The organism is Microbulbifer maximicatervae (SeqCode) (assembly GCF_052468295.1).
Genome location: NZ_CP174340.1, coordinates 140290 through 163425, shown reverse-complemented (window position 1 = coordinate 163425; position 23136 = coordinate 140290). Strand labels below are relative to the sequence as shown.

The window sequence follows — 23136 nt, the reverse complement described above, 5'->3', positions numbered from 1 at the left end:
CTAAAGAAGCGCCCAGAATGCCTGCCTTGCAGATAAGTGACGGCCGTATCCTTACTTATGATGACTATGGTGATCCAAATGGCTGGCCTGTGCTTTTCAATCATGGCTTCTCAGATTCGCGACTAATTCGCAATCCTGATAAGGACCTTACCGCATCTCTTGGCGTAAGAATCATCTCTGTAGATCAACCTGGTGTGGGGGGATCATCTCCCCATAGAGGCCGGCGAATGGTTGATTGGGGATCGGATATCGAAGAACTGGTTAATCGTCTAAATATCGAGACATTTTCGGTAGTCGGCCATTCAGGTGGTGCCCCTCATGCACTTTCTATCGCTAACAAACTTCCCCACAGAGTCTCTAAAATTGCCCTTGCAGCCCCTGTTGCGCCACTGGACTACCCAGGAATGACTGACCTGCTAAAAAACCCGGATATCAGACTTATCGCAAAGATTCATCGTTGGCAATTTCTTACTCGTTGTCTGTGCCGATTAAGTGCATACCAAGCCAATAGCAATATACAAGATTATATTCAGCTCTTTGCAAAGAAAGACGCCTCTGATGCCGCACTGTTTATTCGAGACCCGGCTCTTAAGAAAATGTTTGAAGAATCATTCTCTGCTGGAGCAACGCAGCATGGGGAGGGTTTTTTTGAAATGATAATGGCGCTTTGGGATTGGGGGTTTGATCCTCGTGAAATCACCACTTCCACCAAAATATTTTATGGTGATGCCGACGATATAATTGATATTAAAATGCCAGAATATCTCTCAAGTATAATGCCAAATAGCTCAACTCAAAGCTGGCACCAGCTGGGACACTATGCCTTTGTTAACAAGTACTGCTGGGTTGAGTTGCTCAAGTCAGCTCGCAAGTAAGCCTTGCGAACTTTACGAGCAACGCTTTTATCTAGCCATCAACAGGCAAAGCCTCTACTGCACTTACCGGAACCAGGCTTGAAATAAAATCCTCAGTGGCCACATCCCAGGAATAGGTCCTGGCATGAGTAACACAGTCCGATCGGTCCAATAATAGTGCCTTTTCTATGGCTACTTGCAGATTGCTATCCAACGCTCCAACGGGGGCATCACCAATGATATCTTTCGGACCTGTCACAGGGTAGGCGGCAACGGGCAAACCACAGGCTAAAGACTCAAGATTAACCAGACCAAAAGTGTCAGTTACCGAAGGAAATACAAAAACATCTGCAGCGCTGTAGCATTCAGTTAAGTCTTTACCCTCTTTAATTCCCAGATATACCGCCTGTGGAAACTTCCTCTTTAATTCATTGAGTTGAGGACCATCCCCCACGATAACTTTTGTTCCCGGTAACTCAAGAGATAAAAACTTATCCAGTGATTTTTCCACTGCAACACGCCCTACATTGAGCATGATAGGTCGAGTTAGGCCCTCAAAAAGTTTTGTCTCAACCGGATGGAATTTTTCTAACTCTACGCCTCTTCGCCAGCGGGTGACACGGGCAATTCCCAAGGCTCGAGCTTCCGCTGCCATACCATCTGTAGTCACCATTGTTTGCGCTGCGGAATTATGAAAGCGACGCAGGAGACCGTGTAACCACTTCAGTGGAACTTTATAGCGAATCGATACATATTCAGAGAGACGGGATAGCCAAGATGTCGTAAAACGCAAATTATTCCGCTTGCAGTAGCCACGAACAGCCCACCCCACTGGACCTTCACTCATGATATGAATAGCGTCCGGTGAAAAATCCTCAATAATTCGGGCAGCTTTCCCACCGGGAAATACTGCAATTTTCACTTCTTTATAGCCTGGCCAGGGGAAATTAGTAAAATCAGTAGCAGAAACAATTTTTACTTGGTGCCCCCGTGTTGTGAGTTCTTTTTCAGTTTTTTCCAGCACTCTGGAAACACCATTTAGTTGCTCCGGATAAGTATCCGTAGCAATCAAAATCTTCATATTTTGCACTCTTCAGCTATAGACATTAAACCTCACCTTCCACAGGCAGCCTTGATTTCATATAAAACCAGGACCATTGAAGTATAAAAAAATCACCACTTCGACACACAAGGGATTTTAGTTTGGTCACATCGATGTGAATATTTTTTGGCAATACCCTCAACTTCAGTGAGAAGATTATCATTCAGGGTTATAGGCTTGAGCCCCATCTCGATAAGCTGATCATTATTTACCAACAAATCATTTTCTGCTGACTCTTTTCTGGGGTTGTCCAAGTAGGCGATTCCTACCCCTGTCTTGCTGGAGATTATATTTGCTAGATCCCTGATACGATGCGTCTCTGTCATTTGATTCAGAATTTTGACTCTATCGCCTATCTCTGGAGGATTTTCAATAGCTAACTGAATACATTGACAGGTATCCTGAATATGAATGAATGCCCGCTTCTGGCCACCAGTGCCATGAACGGTAAGTGGGTAATTAATCGACGCTTGCATCAGGAATCGATTGAGGACTGTTCCATAATCGCCATCATAATCAAATCGATTAATCAGAGATTCATCCCTCTGTGTTTGTCGGGTCTGGGTACCCCAAACGATCCCTTGGTGTAAATCAGTGACACGTACCTGGTCGTTCTTGTTATAGAAGGCAAATAACAATTGATCCTGTGCCTTTGTCATATGATAGATAGAACCTGGATTACTAGGGTAAAGAATCTCCTGTTCACTCAAATGCCCTTCAGTCTCTACCTGAATTTTTAAATATCCTTCGGGAATAGTGAGACCAGCTGTTCCATACCCGTAGACACCCATAGTACCCAAGTGAATCAAATGTATATCCAATCCGCTTTCTACTATAGCCGCCAGGACATCATTGGTAGCATTCAAGTTATTATCAAGGGTATAACGTCTATGCCGGACAGATTTCATCGAATAGGGTGCAGCACGCTGTTCAGCAAAATGTACAATCGCGTCTGGTTTTTCCTCTTTTAAGAGATCGAGCAATCGCTCAAACTCCTGTCCGAGGTTAATATAAACATGCCTGATGGACATACCGGAAACTTCACGCCATACACGAAGCCGCTCTGACAGATGCCTGATTGGTATCAATGAATCAACTTCAAGCTCAATATCAATTTTTCGCCGTGATAAGTTATCAACAATAATAACTTCATAACCCGCCTCTGAAAGGTGGAGAGATGTAGGCCAACCACAAAATCCATCACCTCCCAAAATCAATACTTTTCTCACCCTACCCCCTAAAAACTCTTAGGAATTTATACAATTCGAATACACTAATATTTTTATCAGCTTCGAATTAACCTACCTCATTCAAAAGTACCAGCCACAGTTAAACGAAGCCATACGGGCAAATTTATTCGATTTTTTGTGACATTGTCGTGACAATCCATATCACTATCCATGTTCCTTGTACGCCACAATGAGAAAAAACGAACCACTCGTTAAAAATATCTCTCAGCAGCTTTGTAGTTGATAGTAAGTTGGGGGCTTCCTCGCCTACAGGCGCAATGATAGAACTATCTCATTGTTTCTATATTGAAATATATGGCGACAAAGATCTTTATCGCGCCATTCAAATGAATAGTGCGCCAATTTTACTTTAAGCCTAAATACATTGAGCACTCGAACGGAAACACCATTGTTTTAGACCGATCACTCTATCCCTCTACTAGAAAGGAAAATACGCCAATAATGTTTTCAATAAAGCTAAACTTTTTTGACAGTTATACGGTTCACATTAGTCGCCCCCCCAAAGCACCTTTCTGTAAGTAAGAGAGCGATCAAATACCCTTCATCTCTGTATCTACGCTCACAAGCGCATGCTGAAATTTGATCTGGTATAACGAACTGGCACGCACCGAAGGTAAGAAGTGTTTCCATAAACCCTATCTACAAAGGTGATATTAAATTCCACAAACAGATAAGTTATTAGCCTCCAAACCATGTGTCACCTGAAGACAATACGAATTCACAATTGGGGAATTCACTCTCAATCGAAAATAATTATAAGTTTTTCAAAATATCCATTGCCTTCAATAACGTTAATAACCAGCACTTTTTCCTAAATCTAATGTCACAACCACCAGGAATAGGGACTTTCCGTGAAGTAGGAAAGCCTGTCACCGAAAGGCAAATATGCAAATACCTACCCTTTCAAAGGAACTTATTTATCACAAACGGCAACTAAAAAAGCCGAAAAACAAAAACATAGCCGCGTACTAGCGCGGTAGGTTATGGGCAAAATCGACACAATCGGGATCGCATTTTAGATCTTTAGGTCAGTTAATCTGAGCTTTAAAATCTGCTATCGCAATACTGTATCTCCCGTGGTCTTGACGCCTGCCATAAGTGGCAGAACAGGCACAGTTCTACCTATAAGAAGCTTGCAAGGATGCTGTTAAACCTTCACTGGATGCACTTTGCGAGATAAAAATGTTATTACCAAAATCTCTATCAATTTTTCCTTGTAGCACAACTGATAATCAGTTTTTTGGGGAATCGTGCTTAAAAGAAAAGTGTTCGAGTGTCTCCGCATCGAGTGCATTTTCGTAGAAAAACTCACCTTACGTCCGCTCAATATCAGTACCCGGAGATATAGCTGATGATACTTAAAAAACACCTGTTGCCTGTCGCTATGGCAATATCGGCTTTAACATTTAATGCCACTCCAGCGCTTGCCGACTTTGGTTCCAAGCACGATAAAAACCGAGTTCCCAAGCACGCAAGAAAAAACCAAAGACAGCAAAGGACCACTCCTTTCGATTTTAGTGAAGTCTTCGATACCGTACAGATATTGCATGCTGGGGCAATTGAAATTCACCTGGGTGGACATTTAGAGCAATCTGATCTCGAATCCATGGATACCTTGGAAGCCTATGTTCACGCTTTTGAGGAGGGCGATGAGTTATTCGAGATGAATTACAACGCTCTCGACGGGGTCGGGGTCAATGTGGGCAACGGCAAAAGATTTACCAGCTTCCCAAGGCCCGACCTGAAAGGACCTAATGCATGGGCGAATGTCCTGCCCCATCGTGCGACAGGCCCCAACGGTGATTCCTGCATCAGCTGTCACAACGTACCGGTAGCCGATGGCGGTGGTGGCGTGAACGATAATGTGATTCGTATGGACCCTGAACGCAAGCAAAAAGGCTTTATCGAGCGCCAGTCGCCCCACCTGTTCGGTATGGGGGCTGTACAGTTGGTAGCGGAAGAAATGACTACCGAGCTGCACACTTTGCGGGATGAGGCTATCAGTGAGAGCTGCTCATCCGGCACAGATACGACTGTCGCACTAACCGCAAAAGGCGTTAGCTTTGGTGAGATCTCCGTCTCCTGTGATGAGGTCAACTACGATAACGTCGAAGGCCTCAATGCTGACCTTGTAGTCAGGCCCTTTGAATGGAAAGGCCTAACCGGATTTGTACGCGCATTCGTTCGTGGCGCGGCACACCAGGAGCTGGGCATGCAGGCCACTGAATTGGTCGGTGATGCAGACAGCGACTTTGATTCGATCACTAACGAGCTCAGTGTTGGTGACATCACCGCGTTAACTATCTACAACGCAGCGCAACCCCGCCCGGTAACAAAGATCGAGCTTAACAGCGTAATCGACTCCCTAACGGAAGAGGAGCAGGAGACATACGGCCTACCCTTAAGCAATGAGGAAATTGCCAGTATCGAAAATGGCGAAGAGCTATTTAGCTCCATTGGCTGTGCCTCTTGCCACTCCCCCGAGATGGAAGTTGCATCGCCGGTATTCTATGAACCCTCTCAGCACGCCAACTACCGCGATGAGACTTATCCCGCAGGCGATATAGCCGGCCTACCTAGCAGGTCCCTGCAATTTAACTTGCTCACAGAGATCATGGATAACCCCCAGGAGCTTCCATCCGGACAAACGCTGGGGCAATTTGAGGAATCGGAAAATGGCGGGGCTATAGTCCGCCTATATGGTGACCTTAAGCGTCACGATATGGGAACAGCCATGGCCGAGGAAATTGATGAAGGCAATGTGGGAGCCTCAGTATTCCTTACAGAAAACCTCTGGGGCGTTGGCTCAACACCACCTTACTTACACGATGGACGCGCCACCACTATGACTGAGGCGATTGTCTATCACGGTGGTGAAGCTGAATCCAGCAAGGAACAGTTTGATGCGCTGAGTGACACTGAAAAGGCAGACCTGGTCAACTTCCTGGATAACCTGGTGCTCTATCTTGCGGAAGAATAAACGCAAGATTAACTCTATAAACCTGAAGCGGGGCGGCCACAGGCTCGCCCCGCCTCTCTTTATCCCCTGCTAAGCACTGGGAATATTCCGCTGGTGCCATTCAGCCAGGGACTCTTCAGGGTAGCTTCCAAACATTTCGTCCCCTTCCCGTATATCTGGCTGCACCCAACTCGGAGCATAATCCAGCATCATGTGGCTACGCACTGGCGGTACCGGCAACTCAGAATCAATCGCAGAAGCGAAGGGGTGTACCAGTTCTGGCCAGCGCGGGTCCCAAAGCCATAACGCACTGCCACACTTTGAACAAAAATGTCGCTGTGCCGGACTCTTCCCGCTACTTTCCCGACTCCGAATCCCAGTTTCAGCCTGATAGACACTCAAAAACTCCTCGCCCTCCACTTTCAGGGTTTGGAAATCTGCCCCCAGGTTAATAGCAAAGCCCCCTCCTCCAGCAGTTTTTCTGCATATTGAGCAGTAACAACGGTTGAAGGGATAAGGTTGCCGGGAGTTCAGACTGAACTTAACCGATTGGCAGTGGCAAGATCCTTTGAGTTTCACAGTACTTTTCCAGACTTTTACCTTTCGTTCCGCAGGTGGTCAGAATGACGGTTTTACGAACTGCACAGTTTCTTGTGCCAAATTTATCGATGACTGAAATTGCTACACAGATCATAAGTGTATCCGGGCTAAACTGATTCACCCATCCCCAATGAGACTCAGGGCGTCACACCAATGAATGAACCTATCAGGCATGATAAGTGGCAGGCTCAAGAGTACGTAAACGCCTCTGACATGCAGTGGCGCCACGCTGTGGAAGCCATACATCGCTGCGATTATCGCCAAGCTGCCACTATTCTTGATGTGGGTTGTGGCGATGGCAAGGTAACCCGCTATTTAGCTGAGCGTATGACAAATGGCAGGATTATCGGTATTGATCTAACCGAGGATATGATTTGTTATGCTAATAAAAATTACGCCAATATACCCAACCTATCCTTCGAGCAAATGAGCGCAGACGAAATCCAGTTCGACTGCAAATTCGACATTATTTTTTCTTTTAGTTGTTTACACTGGGTAGCGGACCAAGCTCAAGTCTGGAATAGTTTTTATAAATATTTAAAAGTTAACGGTAAAGTAGTTTGTGGTTTTCAGGTTGATCATGAAAATTTCTGGGAGACCGTATACGAGGAACAGGAAACAGCTACATGGAAACCCTATTTTGAAAGTTTTTACGATCCTTATAATCACTATACGCTAGAAGAAATGCGGAACTATGCCGAAGAAGCAGGCTTCTACTTACCAAGATTCGATGAAATCTATCATGTTGAAAATTTTCAAACCTGGGAAAAGCTCACTACCTTCTTTCTATCATGGGTTCCCCAGTTCCGTCATCTAGGCCACCCAGAAAGAGAGCAGTTTGCCGACCAGGTAATGAACAAATACTATAAGAAAATCCACCCGGAAATGCGAAAGGATGCTGGGGTAAGAATCAAACGATTTATTATTGAAGCAGAGAAATAGCCTCTATTCAGGCTTTCCTCACAGCACCAACACTCTCACCTGCTGCCACAGAGGATTCTGATATATTTTTATAAATAATAGTTGCACCAATTATTAACATAATTAACTCAATCAAGTAGTGAGTGCCACTTAAAGTTACCTAATTACCACTCTTGCTAAGTTATGCGTAACTGTATATAAATACAGCTATCTCGTTGATCTGCAAGGGAATACGCCATGGCTCGCAACAAGGTACAGTTTCAGAAGGGTATTAGTTTGACCCAATTCCTCAAAATGTACGGCAGCGAGGAACAGTGCTTCGATGCACTGTCGCAGTGGCGTTGGCCCAATGGCTTTAGTTGTCCTCACTGCGGGCATGACAAGCATTGCGACCTCGCTTATCGCAAGCTTAAGCAATGTAACCATTGTCGGCGTCAGACATCGATTACCTCTCGTACAATTTTTGACTCCACGAAGCTCCCCCTCACCACCTGGTTTCTCGGTATTTTCCTGATTACTCAGGATAAGAAGGGCATTTCCTCTATGGAGCTATCTCGACATCTAGGTATCTCTTACAACGCAGCATGGCGTATGAAGCAGAAACTCATGCAAGTGATGATGGAGCGAGACCAACGATACAAACTGTCCGGTTTTATTGAACTAGATGATGCCTATCTCGGTGGTGAGCGTACTGGATGCAAGCCCGGGCGCGGAGCCAAGGGTAAAACTCCCTTTGTGGCGGCCGTTGAAACAACCAAGGAGGGACGCCCAACCCGTATTAAGCTCTCAATTATCAAGGGCTTCAAAAGCAGTGAAATTTCAACCTGGAGTAAAAAGTACCTTTGCAGTGGCAGCACAGTCATCTCAGATGGTCTTCCATGCTTCAATGCCATTAAGGAGGCCGGTTGTGTACATGACAAAATTGTTTGTGGTGGTGGCCGAGCTTCTGTTGAAGAGCCTGAGTTCTATTGGGTAAATACAGTACTTGGTAATTTAAAGAGTGCGCTACGTAGCACTTACCATGCTATTAGGCCGAAATATGCACAGCGCTATTTGGCAGAATTTCAATATCGCTTTAATCGGAGGTTTGATTTGTCGGCACTCATTCCAAGATTGATTTACGTCTCTCTTCGGACACCACCGATGCCAGAAAGGTTGCTAAAAATTGGCTTAGCATAAGTGGTAATTAGGTAAAGTTAAATACACAATAGATTCTTCAGGGAATAGTGGATAAATTGATACACCTAGATAAGCTACCACCAGACTAACACACAACCAACGCTTTAGCCGCCCCGTTATCATCCGAGTCAATATAAAGAAGGCATAGGCAAAAGCAATAGATATCAATGTAAAATAGGGATAGATAATATCTATCAAACTAGGTGCAAGCCCCTCAGAAGATTCATCATAATTTAGTGCTATCAGGAAAGGTTTTAAAAAACTCAATATATTGCTTAGTAATGGCCAGGCAAGCAACCCAAAAATAAATACCCTTAGCGATTCCCTGATCACAAAACACCATTCTTCTGCAACTCTTAATCCAGAAGCAATGATCATCTTAACAAATAACTTTGCATCGAAATTGGCTACTGCCTAGAAAGTAATGAAAACCTAGAATCTAGGCATCTCATCCAAATTAACCTGTAAGCATGAAGCAATCAAATTTCTCTTGCAGAAGTTATAACCAGTCAAAGCGCTGAACAACCCTTCTTTGCCTAATAAACGCAAAGTAGTCTCTTCTAAGGGCAGCCCTTGTTGTTTCAACTTCTGCGCCTCTCCAGATAGATTAAGCAGATACTCATATTTTTTATTCAACTGCTGCCAACCATCCTCTACCACACCTCTATGAGGGCAAAGGATAACGTCAAATGAATGATCCAGGACTCCCTTTATACTTTTCATTAATGTAGGGACATCTTCATCAATACGCAGGAACTTTAAGTAGTTGGCAATAAATAAATCAGCACTAAACAGCCAGCCACGCTCAGGTAACAAATAGCAGGTCATATCCTTTGCATGCCCAGGACTAAATACTGGTAATACTTCTTCTTCACCAATGTAGACCTCCGCTGGGAGAGGTGCCACCTCCGCTTTTCCCGCAGTTCCCCAGAAAAACTTCTGCATCGGGGGAATTCGGAAGCCTTTTTTTAATATACCAATAGTCAGATCCGGGGCCACCGCCTGCACACCGGTAAGTTTCTGGATAGCGCCGGCATTGCCACTATGGTCTTCGTGGTGATGAGTCAGCAATAACTGCTTTAGCGGTGCGCTTTGTATAAACGGCTTAACATACTTCCACTGATTGCTGGGACCCGTATCAATTACGGTTCCATTGAGGCGATAAACAACAAAGGTTGTATTAACACCCATATTGACTCGGCCGACGCGAATAGCATCTAAGCCTTGATAATTAAAGGTTTCACGTACTGGCATAGCTGTGCCCTTGGATAGCTAGGCGTTATTTTTAGGCGAATGCCGTATCTTGGGGAATTGTATTTCCCATGAAAATGAATGACATATCCTTTCCGAACCCTAGACAGTTACGGAGGAGACACATCCTGACTTGCTGTAGAATACTGAAACTCGCTGGTCGAGGGTTATTCCAGTGCCACCACTTCTATTCCGGCATCGGTATAGCGCCAACGCAAATTGAATTCACACAATTGCATGCCATAAATGCGCTGAGGATCGGTCTTTTGGTATGCCGGTCTTGGATCCTGGGATAACACCTGTTCAATTAAACGGGGGAGATCTGTACCCCAGTCATCGCGGTAGGCTTTGGCTTTATTCAGAACTGGCTCGGGGATAGTAACGGGAATTTGCACTGGCGCTGCGTCAGCAAATTCACTTTGCGCATGCGTTAACGCATCCGCATAGGGAACATAGGGTTTAATATCCAATACTGGCGTACCATCGACCAAATCTGCCCCGGCAACTATCAACTCCACTTTAGGAGAGGTGCGCACCTCCAGAAGACGAACTACTGACAGCCCGATATTATTGGGACGAAAGGGCGAGCGAGTGGCGAGTACACCCAGTTTCTTATTGCCGCCCAAACGGGGCGGGCGCACTTTAGCTGACCATTGCCCAGCGGCTTGGTGAAATTGGAACACTACCCAGATATGGCTATTTTGCTCCAGACCGGCAACTGCATCTGGCGTATCCAGGGGAGGTAACAACGCAATACTGGCGCGACTGGCATCCGCCAATAGTGGCTGGCGGGGTACTCCAAACTTTTCTCCAAAGCAGGAATGCACCCGCGCAATAGGCTCTACAACCATTTAAAATCCAAACACTTTAACAAACTACTTATCAATACCGCCGACACACAGATATTTTATTTCCAGGTAATCCTCAATACCGTATTTTGAGCCCTCGCGCCCCTGCCCGGATTCTTTTACACCGCCAAAGGGTGCCATTTCGTTGGAAATAATACCCTCATTGATACCGACCATACCGTATTCAAGTCCCTCTGCAACACGCCAAATACGACCGATATCCCTGGAGTAAAAATAAGAAGCCAGACCAAATTCCGTATCGTTGGCCATTTTAATGACTTCCTCTTCAGAGGAGAATTTATATAGCGGAGCTACCGGACCGAAGATCTCTTCTTTGAACAAGTGCATTTGATCGGTGGCCCCACCCAATACTACGGGAGAATAAAAGCATTCCCCCATAGTACTGGGACCACCAGCAACTAGGGTTTGCGCGCCTTTTTGCAGCGCATCTTCCACCAGAGATTCCGTTTTCTTCACTGCTTTGATGGTAATCATAGGGCCCATGTCGACACCGCTATCAAAACCACTGCCCATGGAAAGCTGGTTTACCGCAGCGGAAAATTTCTGTGCAAATTCATCGTAAACACCTTCCTGCACGAAAATGCGATTGGCGCATACACAGGTTTGACCGGCATTGCGATATTTACAAACAATTGCGCCCTTTACAGCTTCGCCAATGTCAGCATCATCAAAAACAATAAATGGGGCATTACCGCCCAATTCCATAGAGGTTTTTTTCATGGTTGCTGCACACTGGGCTTGCAGCAATTTTCCGACAGCAGTAGAACCGGTAAAAGTAAATTTCCGCACTAAGGGATTGGCCGTCATTTCTGCGCCAATCTCCGGTGCCTTATCCCCTGCGACAATATTAAAAACACCTGGGGGAATTCCCGCTTCCTCAGCGAGAACTGCGAGAGCCAGTGCGGATAGAGGTGTTTCGGAGGCGGGTTTGGCAATAAATGGACAGCCTGCGGCAATAGCGGGAGCCATTTTGCGTGCGATCATAGCGCTGGGGAAATTCCATGGCGTTACAGAACAGGTCACACCAATTGACTGCTTGATAACCAAGAGCCGTTTATCACTGGAAGGCGGGCTAATAACATCCCCGTAGACGCGCTTGGCTTCTTCCGAAAACCATTCGACATAATTAGCACCATACACAATTTCGGTACGGGACTCTGTCAGTGGCTTGCCTTGCTCTGCGGTCAAAATAATGGCTAGATCATCGGCGTTAGCAATTATCAGCTCATACCAGCGCCTGAGTATTTTCGCTCTTTCTTTTACCGGAGTATCGCGCCAGGTAGGCCAGGCTTTATCAGCAGCTTCTATAGCACGGCGAGTCTCATCGGCCCCCAAGTTGGCGATACTGGCAACCGCCTTGCCAGTTGCCGGGTCCAACACATCGAAGGTATCGCCAGAATCAGCGTCAATCCACTGGCCATTGATATAGGACTGGTTGCGCAGCAATGCAGGATTCTTCAGCTTCAACATCGTATTCTCCTTGTGGTTTCTTCCCTGGCCCCGTCAAAAACGGGATCACTGGTACGATAGAAATCCCACAATGCCATTCCACTGTGGGTTAAAGCTGGAGTGGTGCGAAAACCGGCAGTATCCCTTGCCGGCTTACAGGTAACCTAAGTTACCGCCTCTTATTTTTTCTTCTTTTTAACAAACTTCATCAGGCGGCGTTTCTTGGCCTTCTGGCGGTCACTCAGCTTGTTCTTTTTGTCCGCGTAGGGGTTAGCACTCGTGCGGAACTCAATTTTCACCGGAGTACCGTGCAAATCCAGAGCCTTGCGGAAAGTCTTCTCCAGGTAGCGCACATAATGTGCCGGTACCTGCTCAGTCTGGTTACCGTGGATCACAATAACCGGCGGATTTTGTCCACCGGCGTGAGCGTAGCGCAATTTGATACGATGTCCGTGCACCAAAGGTGGTTGGTGCTCACTTACCGCCCACTCCAGAATACGAGTGAGGTGATTAGTGGACAGTTTGTCTGTAGCGCTCTGGTAAGCACCCTCAATGGACTCATACAGATGCCCAACACCGGTGCCATGCAATGCAGAAATAAAGTGCACATCAGCAAAGTCCACAAAGCGCAGGCGGCGCTCCAACTCGGCTTTCACATAGTCGCGATGATCCGCTTCCAGCCCATCCCACTTGTTCAGGGCAACTACCAGCGCGCGTCCCGCCTGTACCACGCTGCCCATCAGGTGCATATCCTGGTCCACCAGGCCTTCGCGGGCATCGATCACCAGCACCACCACGTTGGCATCTTCCACCGCCTGCAAGGTTTTGACGATAGAGAACTTCTCCACCGATTCCTTGATATTTTTCCGGCGGCGAATGCCCGCAGTATCGATCAGGGTATAAGGCTTTTCGTCCCGTTCATAATTGATATAGACGCTATCGCGGGTTGTGCCGGGCTGATCGTAGACAACAACCCGGTCCTCACCCAAGAGGCGGTTAACCAGGGTGGATTTACCCACATTGGGGCGGCCCACAATGGCAATCTTGATTCCGGTCGCTTCTTCGGCTTCCTCTTCAATCTCCTGCTCGGGCAGGTCCTCGATGACCCGCTGCATCAGGGAGCGAACACCGCGCCCGTGGGTAGCAGTCGTCGGGAAAAGCTCACCAATACCTAACTCATAGAAAGGTGCCAGGGCAATATCCGGGTTTACCCCATCAACTTTGTTGGCCACCAGGAAAGTGGGCTTGGAGCGGGTGCGCAAGCGCTCGGCAATCATCTCGTCGGCTGGGGTCAGGCCGGCGCGGCTGTCCACCAAAAAGAGTACGAAGTCTGCTTCTTCAATGGCCTGCATAGATTGTTCGGCCATAGCCGCATCGATGCCTTCTTCGCCACCGGAAATACCACCGGTATCGACCAGTAACAGCTTGCGCCCGTCGATCTCCGCCTCACCGTACTTGCGATCGCGGGTAAGCCCGGCGTAGTTGGCCACCAAAGCGTCGCGAGACTTGGTCAACCGGTTAAAAAGTGTGGATTTGCCCACATTGGGGCGCCCGACCAGGGCAATTACTGGCAGCATACAAATTCTGGTTTTAGCCGTATAAAAAAATACAAAAGCCCGCGCGAGGCGGGCGATTTCAACTTGCCTGCACAGCAGGCTCCATTTGCGGGCTCTAAGCCCTAAGGCGGACAGCCTGTCCGCCTCTCGTCAGTTGGCTGCGATTATCAGGAATCAGCGAGGCGTAGAGCTGATAACTTGCCGTCATCCGACAGCACAAATATCAGATCGCCATCAACCAGAATGGGGATGCGAATCGCATCACCGTCCACCTGCTCGCGGCCAATAAATTGTCCGGAATTGGGGTCCAGCACATGCAGGTAGCCTTCCAGATCTCCCACAACGACCACGTCCTGGAAGAAAGCCGGTCCGCTCAATTCGCGGCGCAATAGTTCGTTATTACTCCACTCGATCTGGCCGCTGCCCACATTGTAGGCATAGACGCTACCGGAGGCATCACTGAGGTAGACATGGCCACCACCTACTGCCACTTCGTGGTGGGTAGAGGCATCGCGAGCCCAGAGGCCGCGGCCATTATCTTTGGACAGGGCGACAACACGGCCCTGGTAGCTGGCGGCAAACACCAAATCACCGCGCACTACTGGAGCACCGTCGATATCAACTACCCGCTCCAGCTCCGCAGAGCCCTGGGGAATAGCGACTCGCTGTTCCCAGCGCTGAATGCCATCGCGGGCGTCCAGGGCCAGCAGTTTGCCGTTATCCAGGCCGGCAATCACCATACCACCGCTAATAACAGGTGCTGCAGTACCGCGCAGGGTCAGTACTGGTAAATTGGTATTGTGGCTCCACAACTCTTCACCGCTGGTAGCGTCGAGGCCAACCAGCTTGCCATCTACGGTCTGCAGGACAACCACGCCAGCACCGATCGCTGGAGCGGCAACTACTTCGCCGGAGACCTGGTAATTCCATAGCTCAGCGCCGTTTTCGAGATCCAGAGCCACAGCGCGGCCGCGGTAGTCGGAGACTACCGCCATGCCCAGGCCAGTACCCACACCACCGCTCAGATCTACATCCAGATCTGTCTCCCAGAGCTTGCGCCCGGAGCTGCGATCAAAAGCACTGATTTCACCATCGCTGCTGGCAGCTATCAGGCGACCATCGATAAGGCTCGGCTGCAGCATCGCGTAACGCTTTTGGTCAATACCGCCAATATCGGCAGACCACACCTCTTGCAGGGCAACAGTGGAGTTAATATCCACCAGTTCGACGGGGTCGACATCTTCCTTCTCGTCATTAGAGGCACAGGCAGCCAGGGCCACCGCTAGCGCCACCGCTGCAGTGCGACCCGCAGCGCGATTCAGAAATCCCATTACTCGTCTCCCTCAGATACAGGCTCGGTTTGGTTCTGAGCGTCACTGCTCTCGGTTACCGCCAGGCTTTCAGCCTTCAGGCGCAGAAGTTGGGTGTTGCCCGCTTGCTCTGGCAGAAGCTCTGTCAGTGCTTGCTCGTACGCGGCACGCGCACCGGCGATGTCACCCTTTTGCTTCAGGATATCACCACGAGTCTCAGAATAAAGGGCCGCGAATGCCGGGGGTATAGTGCCCTCGAGCAATTTCAGGCCTTCATCGGACTCACCACGGGCCGCCAAAACAGCGGCCAGGCGGCGTTTAGCGAGCAACTCCAGGCTTGCTTCACTGGTGTTGTCGAGTACCCACTGCAGCTGCTGCTCGGCAGCTTCCAGGTCATTGCTCTCCGCTGAAATAGCCGCGAGACGCAGTGCAGCCTGGCTGGCGTAGATACGTTTGGCAAAATCGTCTTTCAGCTGCTCGGCCACATTCTTGGCAGTGGTAAGCTGCTTGTTGTCCGGTTGATTGTTGTTGGCGGAGACCGCTTCAACGAAAGTCTGGTACAGGTCAGAGGCCGCTTCAGCCTTAGTGCGCTGATCTCCCTGCCACCACTGATAACCGAAGTAACCGGCCAGGGCCAGCACAACGCCAGTCACAATTCCCTTGCCATTTTCCGCCCACCAGCGCTTCAGCGTTTCTATTTGTTCTTGTTCGGTAAGATGCTCAGCCATTGGGTAATTTGCCTTTCCTGTAGATTACTAACTTTCCCGGCGGGGGCCTCCGCCTCCCTCAGTGTTTCTTTCAGCCTTGCAGCAGTGCTGCCAGCTCTTTCGGTGCCAGCGTTTGCTGCGGTTGGTCAGCGCGAAGGTACTTCACAGTTATCTGACCACTTGCAGCCTCATCTTCGCCGATAATCAGCGCATAATCGGCGCCGCTCTTATCAGCTTTCTTCATCTGGCTTTTAAAGCTTCCTCCACCACAGTGCAACTGCAGTCGCAACCAGGGCAGCTCGTCGCGCAATTGCTCGGCGGCTGTCATGGCAGCTGATTGTACATCACCAACGGCAACCAGGTAGGCATCTACCTGCTGCGAAAGGGACTCAGGCAACACTTCTAGGGTTTCTAGCATCAATACAAGACGCTCAACACCCAGGCCAAAACCCACTCCCGGAGTGGCTTTGCCACCCATCTGTTCTACCAGGCCGTCATAGCGGCCACCGGCACATACAGTGCCCTGGGCACCGAGGCTGTCGGTCACCCACTCAAATACAGTTTTTCCGTAGTAGTCGAGACCGCGCACCAACTTGGGATTGATCTCATACTTAACGCCTGCCCCGTCCAAAAGTGCCTTTAACTGACTAAAGTGGGCGGCGGATTCCTCATCGAGGAAGTCCAGTAGACAGGGCGCATCCGCCAGCAGTTCCTGAGTTTGCGCATTTTTACTGTCGAGAATTCGCAGCGGATTGCGCTCCAGGCGGCGCTGGCTGTCCTCATCCAGCTGGTCACGACGCTCACTTAAATAAGTGACCAGCGCATCCCGATAAGCAGCGCGGCTCTCGGCGTTACCCAGGGAATTGAGCTGCAGGGTCACATGTTCGCTGATACCCAGCTGACGCCACAGTCGCGCAGTCATGATCAGGATTTCTGCATCGATATCCGGCCCTTGAATGCCAAACACCTCGACACCAAACTGGTGGAACTGACGCAGGCGCCCCTTCTGTGGGCGCTCATAGCGGAACATAGGGCCGAAATACCACAGGCGCTGTGGCTGGTTCAGCAGGTTGCTCTGGATTGCTGCACGCACAGTGCCCGCTGTGCCCTCAGGGCGCAGGGTAACGCTGTCACCGCTCTTGTCATCAAAGGTGTACATTTCCTTCTCGACAATATCGGTAGCCTCGCCCACCGCACGGCAAAATAACTGGGTCGACTCCAGGTAGGGAGTACGAATTTCGGTGTAGCCGTAGCGACTAGTAAGTTCACTCAGTGTGGCTTCCACGTACTGCCATACCGGGGACTGTTCCGGTAGCAGATCGTTCATGCCGCGAATTGCGCGAAGCTGTTTCAACGCTGTTCCTTAATTTTTCACTCAATTAATTGGGTCTTGCGCAGGGAGCTGTTGCCCTCTACGCCTTGGCGATGATATCCGCTTCGCGCTCGGCCTTGGCGGCCGCCTTCTCGCGAATCAAACGCTCTAAATCATCCACCAGATTTTCATTCTTAAACTTGCGGTCTGGCTGCCCATCCACATAGATGGCATGGCTCGGGGTACCACCAGTCAGGCCTACATCGGCTTCTTTCGCTTCGCCGGGGCCGTTGACGATACAGCCAATTACTGCCACATCCAGCGGTGTGGTCACATCTTCCAGACGCGTCTCCAGCTCATTCATGGTTTTCACCACATCGAAGTTCTGGCGCGAGCAGCTGGGGCAGGCAATAAAGTTAATACCTTTACTGCGCAGACGCAGGCTTTTGAGCAGATCCCAGCCCACTTTGACCTCTTCCACCGGGTCTGCAGCCAGGGAAACCCGCAGGGTGTCACCGATACCGTCGAGCAGAAGGGCACCGAGACCAATCGCCGACTTCACTGTGCCGGCACGTAAGCCACCAGCTTCGGTAATACCCAAGTGCAGAGGTTGCTCAATCTGCTGGGCCAGCTTGCGATAGGCAGCCGTGGCCATAAAGATATCGGATGCTTTTACACTGACTTTGAAGTCCTGGAAGTCCAGGCTGTCGAGGATCGATACATGGCGCAGCGCCGACTCTACCAGAGCATCCGGCGTGGGCTCGCCATACTTTTTCTGTAGGTCTTTTTCCAGGGAGCCCGCATTGACACCGATACGAATCGGGATATTCAGATCGCGAGCTTTATCCACTACGGCCCGAATACGCTTCTCTCGGCCAATATTGCCGGGGTTAATACGCAGACAATCCACCCCCAGGTCTGCGACCCGCAGGGCGATACGGTAATCGAAGTGAATGTCTGCGACCAACGGGACATTCACCTGCTTTTTAATTTCTCCAAACGCCTCTGCGGCATCCATGCTGGGCACAGAAACCCGAACTATATCGGCTCCAGCCTGTTCCAGGCGCTGGATCTGGCCAACAGTAGCTGCTACGTCGCAGGTTTCGGTGTTGGTCATACTTTGCACCGAGATCGGGGCATCCCCTCCGACCGGTACATCACCCACCATGATCTGGCGCGACTTGCGGCGGACAATGGGAGATTCAAATTGCATAGGCTGACCTGGTGGTATTACTGATAAAAATCGAGGGGAGATTATAGAGAGATTGGGCGCAAACCTACAGAGTTCGCGCCCAAACGGGGAAGATCATCTTAATCGCCGACAATCAGACGACGAGTGCGGCGGTCGCCAATAGGCTGGCTGTCGATAGTTTCATCGCGGTAAACCACATGGGTTGCACGGGCATTTCCCAACATCAGCTCAAATGGAGCATCTCCATCTAAAGATTTGGCACTGCCAGCAGCTTGGACCCCGGCCAGTAAAATCACACCTTGTGCGTCTTTCACCTCAACCCAGGCATCTTCATCAAAGCGAAGCCGCAATGCGCCTTTCAGGGCCTGGTCCAACTGGGCTACTTGGACGGGAACAGGCTCAACCACTTTTTCCACAGAAGCAGCGGGTTTATTCTCCACCGTTTCAGCACTACCAACCTCAAGCTGAACATCAGCAACTCCATTTGATGCTGGTGCAAATGGCTCTGAGCTCAACTCTTCAACTGCAACTTCCTGCCGCTCTACTTCAGCAACCGGATCAGTTACAACTTCACTGGCAACGGGGGCTTCGGCAACCAGGTCCGCAGTATCCTCACCCATGGGCATACCGGGAATATTGACTGGGGTACCGTACTTCCACCAGAAGACACCACCCGCGAGCAACAGGGGAATCAGGGCCAGGGCACCATGTCCACGCTTGCGCTCAGGGCGAAATGCCTCGGCTTTAGTGGTTCGCCGGGATTCACTGCGCTGTGCTGGCTGCGGCCGATCCCTATCATAGGCTTCCAAAGCCTGCTCAGCAGGAATATTCAACTCGCGACAAATATTGCGGATATAGCCTCGCGTGTAGACAGCTTCTGGCTGCTTTTCGTAATTATCGCTTTCAATCCACTCAACTGTGTTATCAATAATACACAGGCGCTGCGATAACTCCTCTCGGGACAGCCCAGCCGCTTCCCGAGCCGCCAGCAAAAGATTGCCAGCGGAACCCTTAGAAGTTTGCGTATTGGATACGACCTCACCACCTTCGCAGTGTTCGGGACTACTATCCGTCATTACCACTCAACTCCTGATATTTCAGTGTCTCCGCAGAGTACGGGTACAAATTCTTCAAAGCAAGGGCGTAACTCCGCTCCTTGTCACGATTACCAAACACCTTCTCGATACGAATCCCAAGCCACAGTGACTGGGGTGTCTGGCGATTCTTTTCACTAAATTGATCCAGGTACGCCTTGGATTTTGCATAATCACCGGCGTTAAATTTCAGCTCAGCCATTTCGATCAACGCCAGCGGCAAATCGGAGTTCAGCGCTAACGCCCTGGCATAGGCCCCTTCCGCCTTGTCAGTGAGGCCGAGTCGCGCGGCCGTACGACCGTAGTTAACCAAGGCAAAAGATCGACGATTATAGGTGAGGTCTGTAGAGGCGAGCTCGAATTGCTTGAGAGCCTCTTTATAGCGCTCTTGTTTATAGAGAAAAACGCCGTAGTTAGTGTGGGCCATAGAAAACCCGTCGCTATAGCGCAAGGCTTTCTTGAAGTGAGACTCCGCAATATCCAGCTCACCATCCGCTTGATAAAGCAGTGCCAGACCGTGGTGCGCCAGTGGGTTTTTTTTACCCAACTCCAAGGCGCGGTTAAAATGGCGACGGGACTGCTCCCGGTTGTTCGGGTCCCGCAAATAGCGAATCCCCAGCTGAACATGGGTCTCCAATGCCTTATCCAGATCAACTTCCTTGCGCTCGGGTCCCCCAGAAGTTACACACCCCCCCAGCAGGGTACCGAGCAGTACCAGGAGCGACAGGCTCTTAAATTTCGCGGACACTACATCACCTGTATCTTTATTTTTCACTTATCGGCCCAGCGAGATTGCGCGGGTGTCACCAATACACCAATGAGTGCTAACGCCAATCCCTGGACAAAGCAAGCCCGCAAAACACAGCAAAACCCAACATCGACCACCGGCATCCACTGGCAGTGGTAAAAGTACATATCGGTATTTTGTGTGAGAAATCTGATTCCGCCTCAGCTGGCACTTTCCAAATCCCTATACTGCCGGAAAGCCTTGCCAGTTGCAGCCCTAAAACCCAATCAATTCCATTTAGTGATGACTTTGTCGAGTATTGTCAATCCGCCAGTACCGGTGTACCGGCGGAATAAATAAAAAGGGCTTAGAAGAGTTAGAGTTGATTACCTTCCTGGTCTACCGCATCCAGCTGCATGCCATCTGGACCAGTGTCCCGCGGCGGAATCAATGACTGGACTGCATTGGAGTCAGCATTTGCCGCATCTGGATCAGTTAGGGTTTCGAGGAACGCTACCAGTAAATCAACTTCCTCGTCGTCCAAATTCACAGCGCCGTCGCCATTTTCAGCCAACAGTGCTTCAGTCAGTGCCTGGCCATTGGGGGCAACTTTCGCGGCACACTCATCCACCTCTGCAAACTGATCCAAATCGCACATCTCACTGTTGGTGAAATACTGGGAAACAGAGTCGGCTCGACCAGTGTAGTGCTCGACATTTCTTTTCAATGTACCGAACTGACCTGCGTGCCCCCAGGGGCCAGTGAGCGCCACGTTAAGCAACGTTGGCGTGCGGAAACTGCCACTTCCATTACCACCCAAGTCAGCACCACTACCACTCTCATCTTTACCAACACCAATCTGTGGATAACTGACAGCTCTCAGCCCCTGATTAGAGAAAAAGGCTCCTGAGTGACAATTTGTACACCCTGAATTTCGTGTCATAAAGGTAATTGCCCCTCGCTTTTCATCGTTATTGAGGGCCGCAAGGTCTCCATCAACATAATCAAAGAAGGGGTTATCGATAAAAATTTGCACCGCTTCGTAAGAGGCAATTGCCTCTGCAATTCTGCTGAAGTTAATTGCCGAATCGCCAAATGCTGCGGTAAACATTGCACCCCACGAGTCCTGGGTTAATTTTTCAGCGAGAATATCCTCACGATAATCAGTAAAACCATCATCGCTGGTATCGTCGTAACCGAACTGGGTGATATCCCCCATCTCTGCAGCTTCAGTGACCGGGAAGTGGGCTTGGGCCATCATCAGTGCGAGGGTACCAGTACCCACGGCCGCCTCTGTGTTGCGAGTAACATCCCGGGAGTCTGTCCTGAGCCCTCCATTACCATTGATCGCCACTCGGTTATCCCAGAACAAGCCATTATCCCAAAGAGCTACATTGCAGATAGGCTGGGCATTTCGAGGTACCAGCGGAACTTCATTCTGGCCGTCGGAGCGACCGGGACCGACTAATTCAGCATCCACGGAATCAACGCCAACTGGCATGGACAAGTCATCGCCACCACAACCTATTGCCGGGTGGTGGCAGGAAGAGCAAGATGCATCGCCATCAGCGCTCAGGTTTTTATTGTGAAACAAGCGCATACCCAGCTCTACCATGGCAGGGTCCTGTTCACTTCTGACCCGGGCAGCAAAGGCGCGCAAATCTTCCAACTGCTCGGCCATGCCAACGTCATCCAGCACTGCCTGTAAGCAGCTATCGAGACTGCCATCAGCAATATTGACCGCTGAACGCGCATTTTGACATTCATCAAAATCGGAAATTCGGCTATCAGAACCATCTGCATCAGAACCATTACTGAGCCCGTCATTAGTATTATTTACCAATGTTCTGGCAGTGACGCTGGCGGTCTCATCTTCGCTGTCGACATCGCCGGTGGTTACTGAGTAGGTATATTCAGTGTCTGATGAGAGACCTTCATCGACATAGTATCCGCTAGTCGTCTCAGCAATTCGCTCGCTGCCACGATAGATAACATAGGTCGCACCGGTGCTTTCCCAGGAAAGACCGATACTGGTACCGGAAAATGCGTTACCGATCAGTTCTGCAGGAATAATTCCCTGACCTGAGCCTGTATCGCCATCGCCATCGCCATCGCCATCGCCATCGCCATTATCATCATCACCTGAACCAGAATCGCCATCACTGCCAGTATCAGAAGTTTCAGTAGGCGTGTCATTGCCACTACTTGAGGAACCACCTCCTCCGCAGCCCACCATCACAAGAAATAGAGGTAGGACCAGCAGCTTTACCAGAGCCGTTAGCGATAGTGTGATTTGATTTTTATCAACATTCATAGTTCTTGACCTGCCCGTCAATGACCTTTTCTTATTCCGAGTTCTGGACAGCAAATACAGACCTAAGTGCCAGCGCTGGCATCAAAGGGTAAGGAAACACTTACTATATCTAAGAATAAATTCTGCGTTGCAACCTAATGAAAGATCTAGGGAGCCTCGCAGTGATTGCGGACCGTCCTGAAAATCAGCGGCATTGCGAAAATACCCAATTACTCCCAGGGCCTACTGTAATGACTTAAAACGGGAATAACTGCTAATAAGGTCGCAGTAAGCTACTACATCCGTTCTCATAGTCAGGAATTTAATAAAAATTAGTAGTTTCAGTGTTTGCTTAAGAGAATATGTAAATTCAATCAATGAAATTTGGGCGTTAACGCCCAAACCCCAATGAAAATATTTTTGCGCCGTTGAATCAGAGGTGGGAAAAGCAAGGAAAGTTTGTAAAAACAAACTGTGTCAGGATTATTTCAGATAGATTAAAAAAAGCTGC

The 23136-nt window shown here is 49.3% G+C and carries 19 protein-coding genes; 4 read left to right on the top strand and 15 right to left on the bottom strand.

The features are described from left to right. Positions 1-17: 17 nt before the first annotated feature. The gene (locus ACJJIQ_RS00975; RefSeq protein ID WP_413664576.1) at positions 18-875 is read left to right on the top strand and encodes an alpha/beta hydrolase; all 858 of its coding nucleotides are present in this window, start codon (positions 18-20) and stop codon (positions 873-875) included. A 31-nt stretch (positions 876-906) separates the two neighbouring features. Here ACJJIQ_RS00975 and ACJJIQ_RS00970 read toward each other — a convergent pair whose 3' ends face one another. Both ACJJIQ_RS00970 and ACJJIQ_RS00965 read right to left on the bottom strand, forming a co-directional pair. Next, the gene (locus ACJJIQ_RS00970) at positions 907-1935 is read right to left on the bottom strand and encodes a glycosyltransferase family 4 protein (RefSeq protein WP_444926865.1); all 1029 of its coding nucleotides are present in this window, start codon (positions 1933-1935) and stop codon (positions 907-909) included. Positions 1936-2027: 92 nt separating this feature from the next. Then, positions 2028-3185 (bottom strand): NAD-dependent epimerase/dehydratase family protein, encoded by a 1158-nt coding sequence (locus tag ACJJIQ_RS00965; RefSeq protein ID WP_445363416.1) that lies wholly within the window; start codon positions 3183-3185, stop codon positions 2028-2030. A 1372-nt stretch (positions 3186-4557) separates the two neighbouring features. Between ACJJIQ_RS00965 and ACJJIQ_RS00960 the strand changes: the two genes are divergently transcribed. After that, positions 4558-6186, top strand: a complete 1629-nt coding sequence (locus ACJJIQ_RS00960) for a di-heme oxidoredictase family protein (RefSeq protein ID WP_444895033.1) — start codon at positions 4558-4560, stop codon at positions 6184-6186. Positions 6187-6255: 69 nt separating this feature from the next. Here ACJJIQ_RS00960 and ACJJIQ_RS00955 read toward each other — a convergent pair whose 3' ends face one another. Next, a complete protein-coding gene (locus tag ACJJIQ_RS00955) occupies positions 6256-6744 on the bottom strand; it encodes a GFA family protein (RefSeq protein ID WP_445363415.1) in 489 nt (162 codons plus the stop codon). Between the two features lie 174 nt (positions 6745-6918). Here ACJJIQ_RS00955 and ACJJIQ_RS00950 point away from each other — a divergent pair, with 174 nt between their 5' ends. Together ACJJIQ_RS00950 and ACJJIQ_RS00945 are read left to right on the top strand one after the other, a co-directional pair. Continuing rightward, entirely contained in the window at positions 6919-7707 is a 789-nt protein-coding gene (locus ACJJIQ_RS00950) for a class I SAM-dependent methyltransferase (protein WP_445363414.1), read from the top strand. Between the two features lie 216 nt (positions 7708-7923). Further along, complete coding sequence (locus ACJJIQ_RS00945; RefSeq protein ID WP_445362153.1) at positions 7924-8865, top strand: IS1595 family transposase; 942 nt, start codon at positions 7924-7926, stop codon at positions 8863-8865. Here ACJJIQ_RS00945 and ACJJIQ_RS00940 read toward each other — a convergent pair. The 12 genes from ACJJIQ_RS00940 to ACJJIQ_RS00885 form a co-directional block, all read right to left on the bottom strand. Then, on the bottom strand, positions 8857-9243 hold the full coding sequence (locus ACJJIQ_RS00940) for a hypothetical protein (protein WP_445363413.1): 387 nt from the start codon (positions 9241-9243) through the stop codon (positions 8857-8859). The two genes, ACJJIQ_RS00945 and ACJJIQ_RS00940, sit on opposite strands and share 9 nt — an antisense overlap. 54 nt (positions 9244-9297) lie before the next feature. Continuing rightward, positions 9298-10119: an MBL fold metallo-hydrolase gene (locus tag ACJJIQ_RS00935; RefSeq protein WP_445363412.1), complete on the bottom strand. Its 822-nt coding sequence runs from the start codon at positions 10117-10119 to the stop codon at positions 9298-9300. A 164-nt stretch (positions 10120-10283) separates the two neighbouring features. Continuing rightward, complete coding sequence (tsaA, locus tag ACJJIQ_RS00930; protein WP_444914571.1) at positions 10284-10967, bottom strand: tRNA (N6-threonylcarbamoyladenosine(37)-N6)-methyltransferase TrmO; 684 nt, start codon at positions 10965-10967, stop codon at positions 10284-10286. Between the two features lie 24 nt (positions 10968-10991). Beyond that, on the bottom strand, positions 10992-12455 hold the full coding sequence (locus ACJJIQ_RS00925; protein WP_445363411.1) for an NAD-dependent succinate-semialdehyde dehydrogenase: 1464 nt from the start codon (positions 12453-12455) through the stop codon (positions 10992-10994). Between the two features lie 158 nt (positions 12456-12613). After that, positions 12614-14011: a ribosome biogenesis GTPase Der gene (gene der, locus ACJJIQ_RS00920; protein ID WP_413664566.1), complete on the bottom strand. Its 1398-nt coding sequence runs from the start codon at positions 14009-14011 to the stop codon at positions 12614-12616. 146 nt (positions 14012-14157) lie between these two features. Continuing rightward, the gene (gene bamB, locus ACJJIQ_RS00915) at positions 14158-15321 is read right to left on the bottom strand and encodes an outer membrane protein assembly factor BamB (protein WP_282934067.1); all 1164 of its coding nucleotides are present in this window, start codon (positions 15319-15321) and stop codon (positions 14158-14160) included. Beyond that, positions 15321-16028 (bottom strand): YfgM family protein, encoded by a 708-nt coding sequence (locus ACJJIQ_RS00910; protein ID WP_444895038.1) that lies wholly within the window; start codon positions 16026-16028, stop codon positions 15321-15323. Before ACJJIQ_RS00910 ends, bamB begins: the two co-directional genes overlap by 1 nt. A 70-nt stretch (positions 16029-16098) precedes the next feature. Beyond that, positions 16099-17361 carry a histidine--tRNA ligase gene (hisS, locus tag ACJJIQ_RS00905; protein ID WP_282934069.1) on the bottom strand — a complete coding sequence of 421 codons (1263 nt, stop codon included), beginning with the start codon at positions 17359-17361 and terminating at the stop codon, positions 16099-16101. Positions 17362-17419: 58 nt separating this feature from the next. Next, positions 17420-18532 (bottom strand): flavodoxin-dependent (E)-4-hydroxy-3-methylbut-2-enyl-diphosphate synthase, encoded by a 1113-nt coding sequence (gene ispG / locus ACJJIQ_RS00900; protein WP_282934070.1) that lies wholly within the window; start codon positions 18530-18532, stop codon positions 17420-17422. A 98-nt stretch (positions 18533-18630) separates the two neighbouring features. Then, positions 18631-19587, bottom strand: coding sequence for a RodZ domain-containing protein (locus ACJJIQ_RS00895; protein WP_445363410.1), 957 nt, complete (start codon positions 19585-19587; stop codon positions 18631-18633). Next, positions 19577-20353 (bottom strand): type IV pilus biogenesis/stability protein PilW, encoded by a 777-nt coding sequence (gene pilW / locus ACJJIQ_RS00890; RefSeq protein WP_445363409.1) that lies wholly within the window; start codon positions 20351-20353, stop codon positions 19577-19579. Before pilW ends, ACJJIQ_RS00895 begins: the two co-directional genes overlap by 11 nt. Positions 20354-20708: 355 nt before the next feature. Further along, complete coding sequence (locus ACJJIQ_RS00885) at positions 20709-22646, bottom strand: cytochrome-c peroxidase (RefSeq protein WP_445363408.1); 1938 nt, start codon at positions 22644-22646, stop codon at positions 20709-20711. Between the last annotated feature and the right edge of the window lie 490 nt (positions 22647-23136).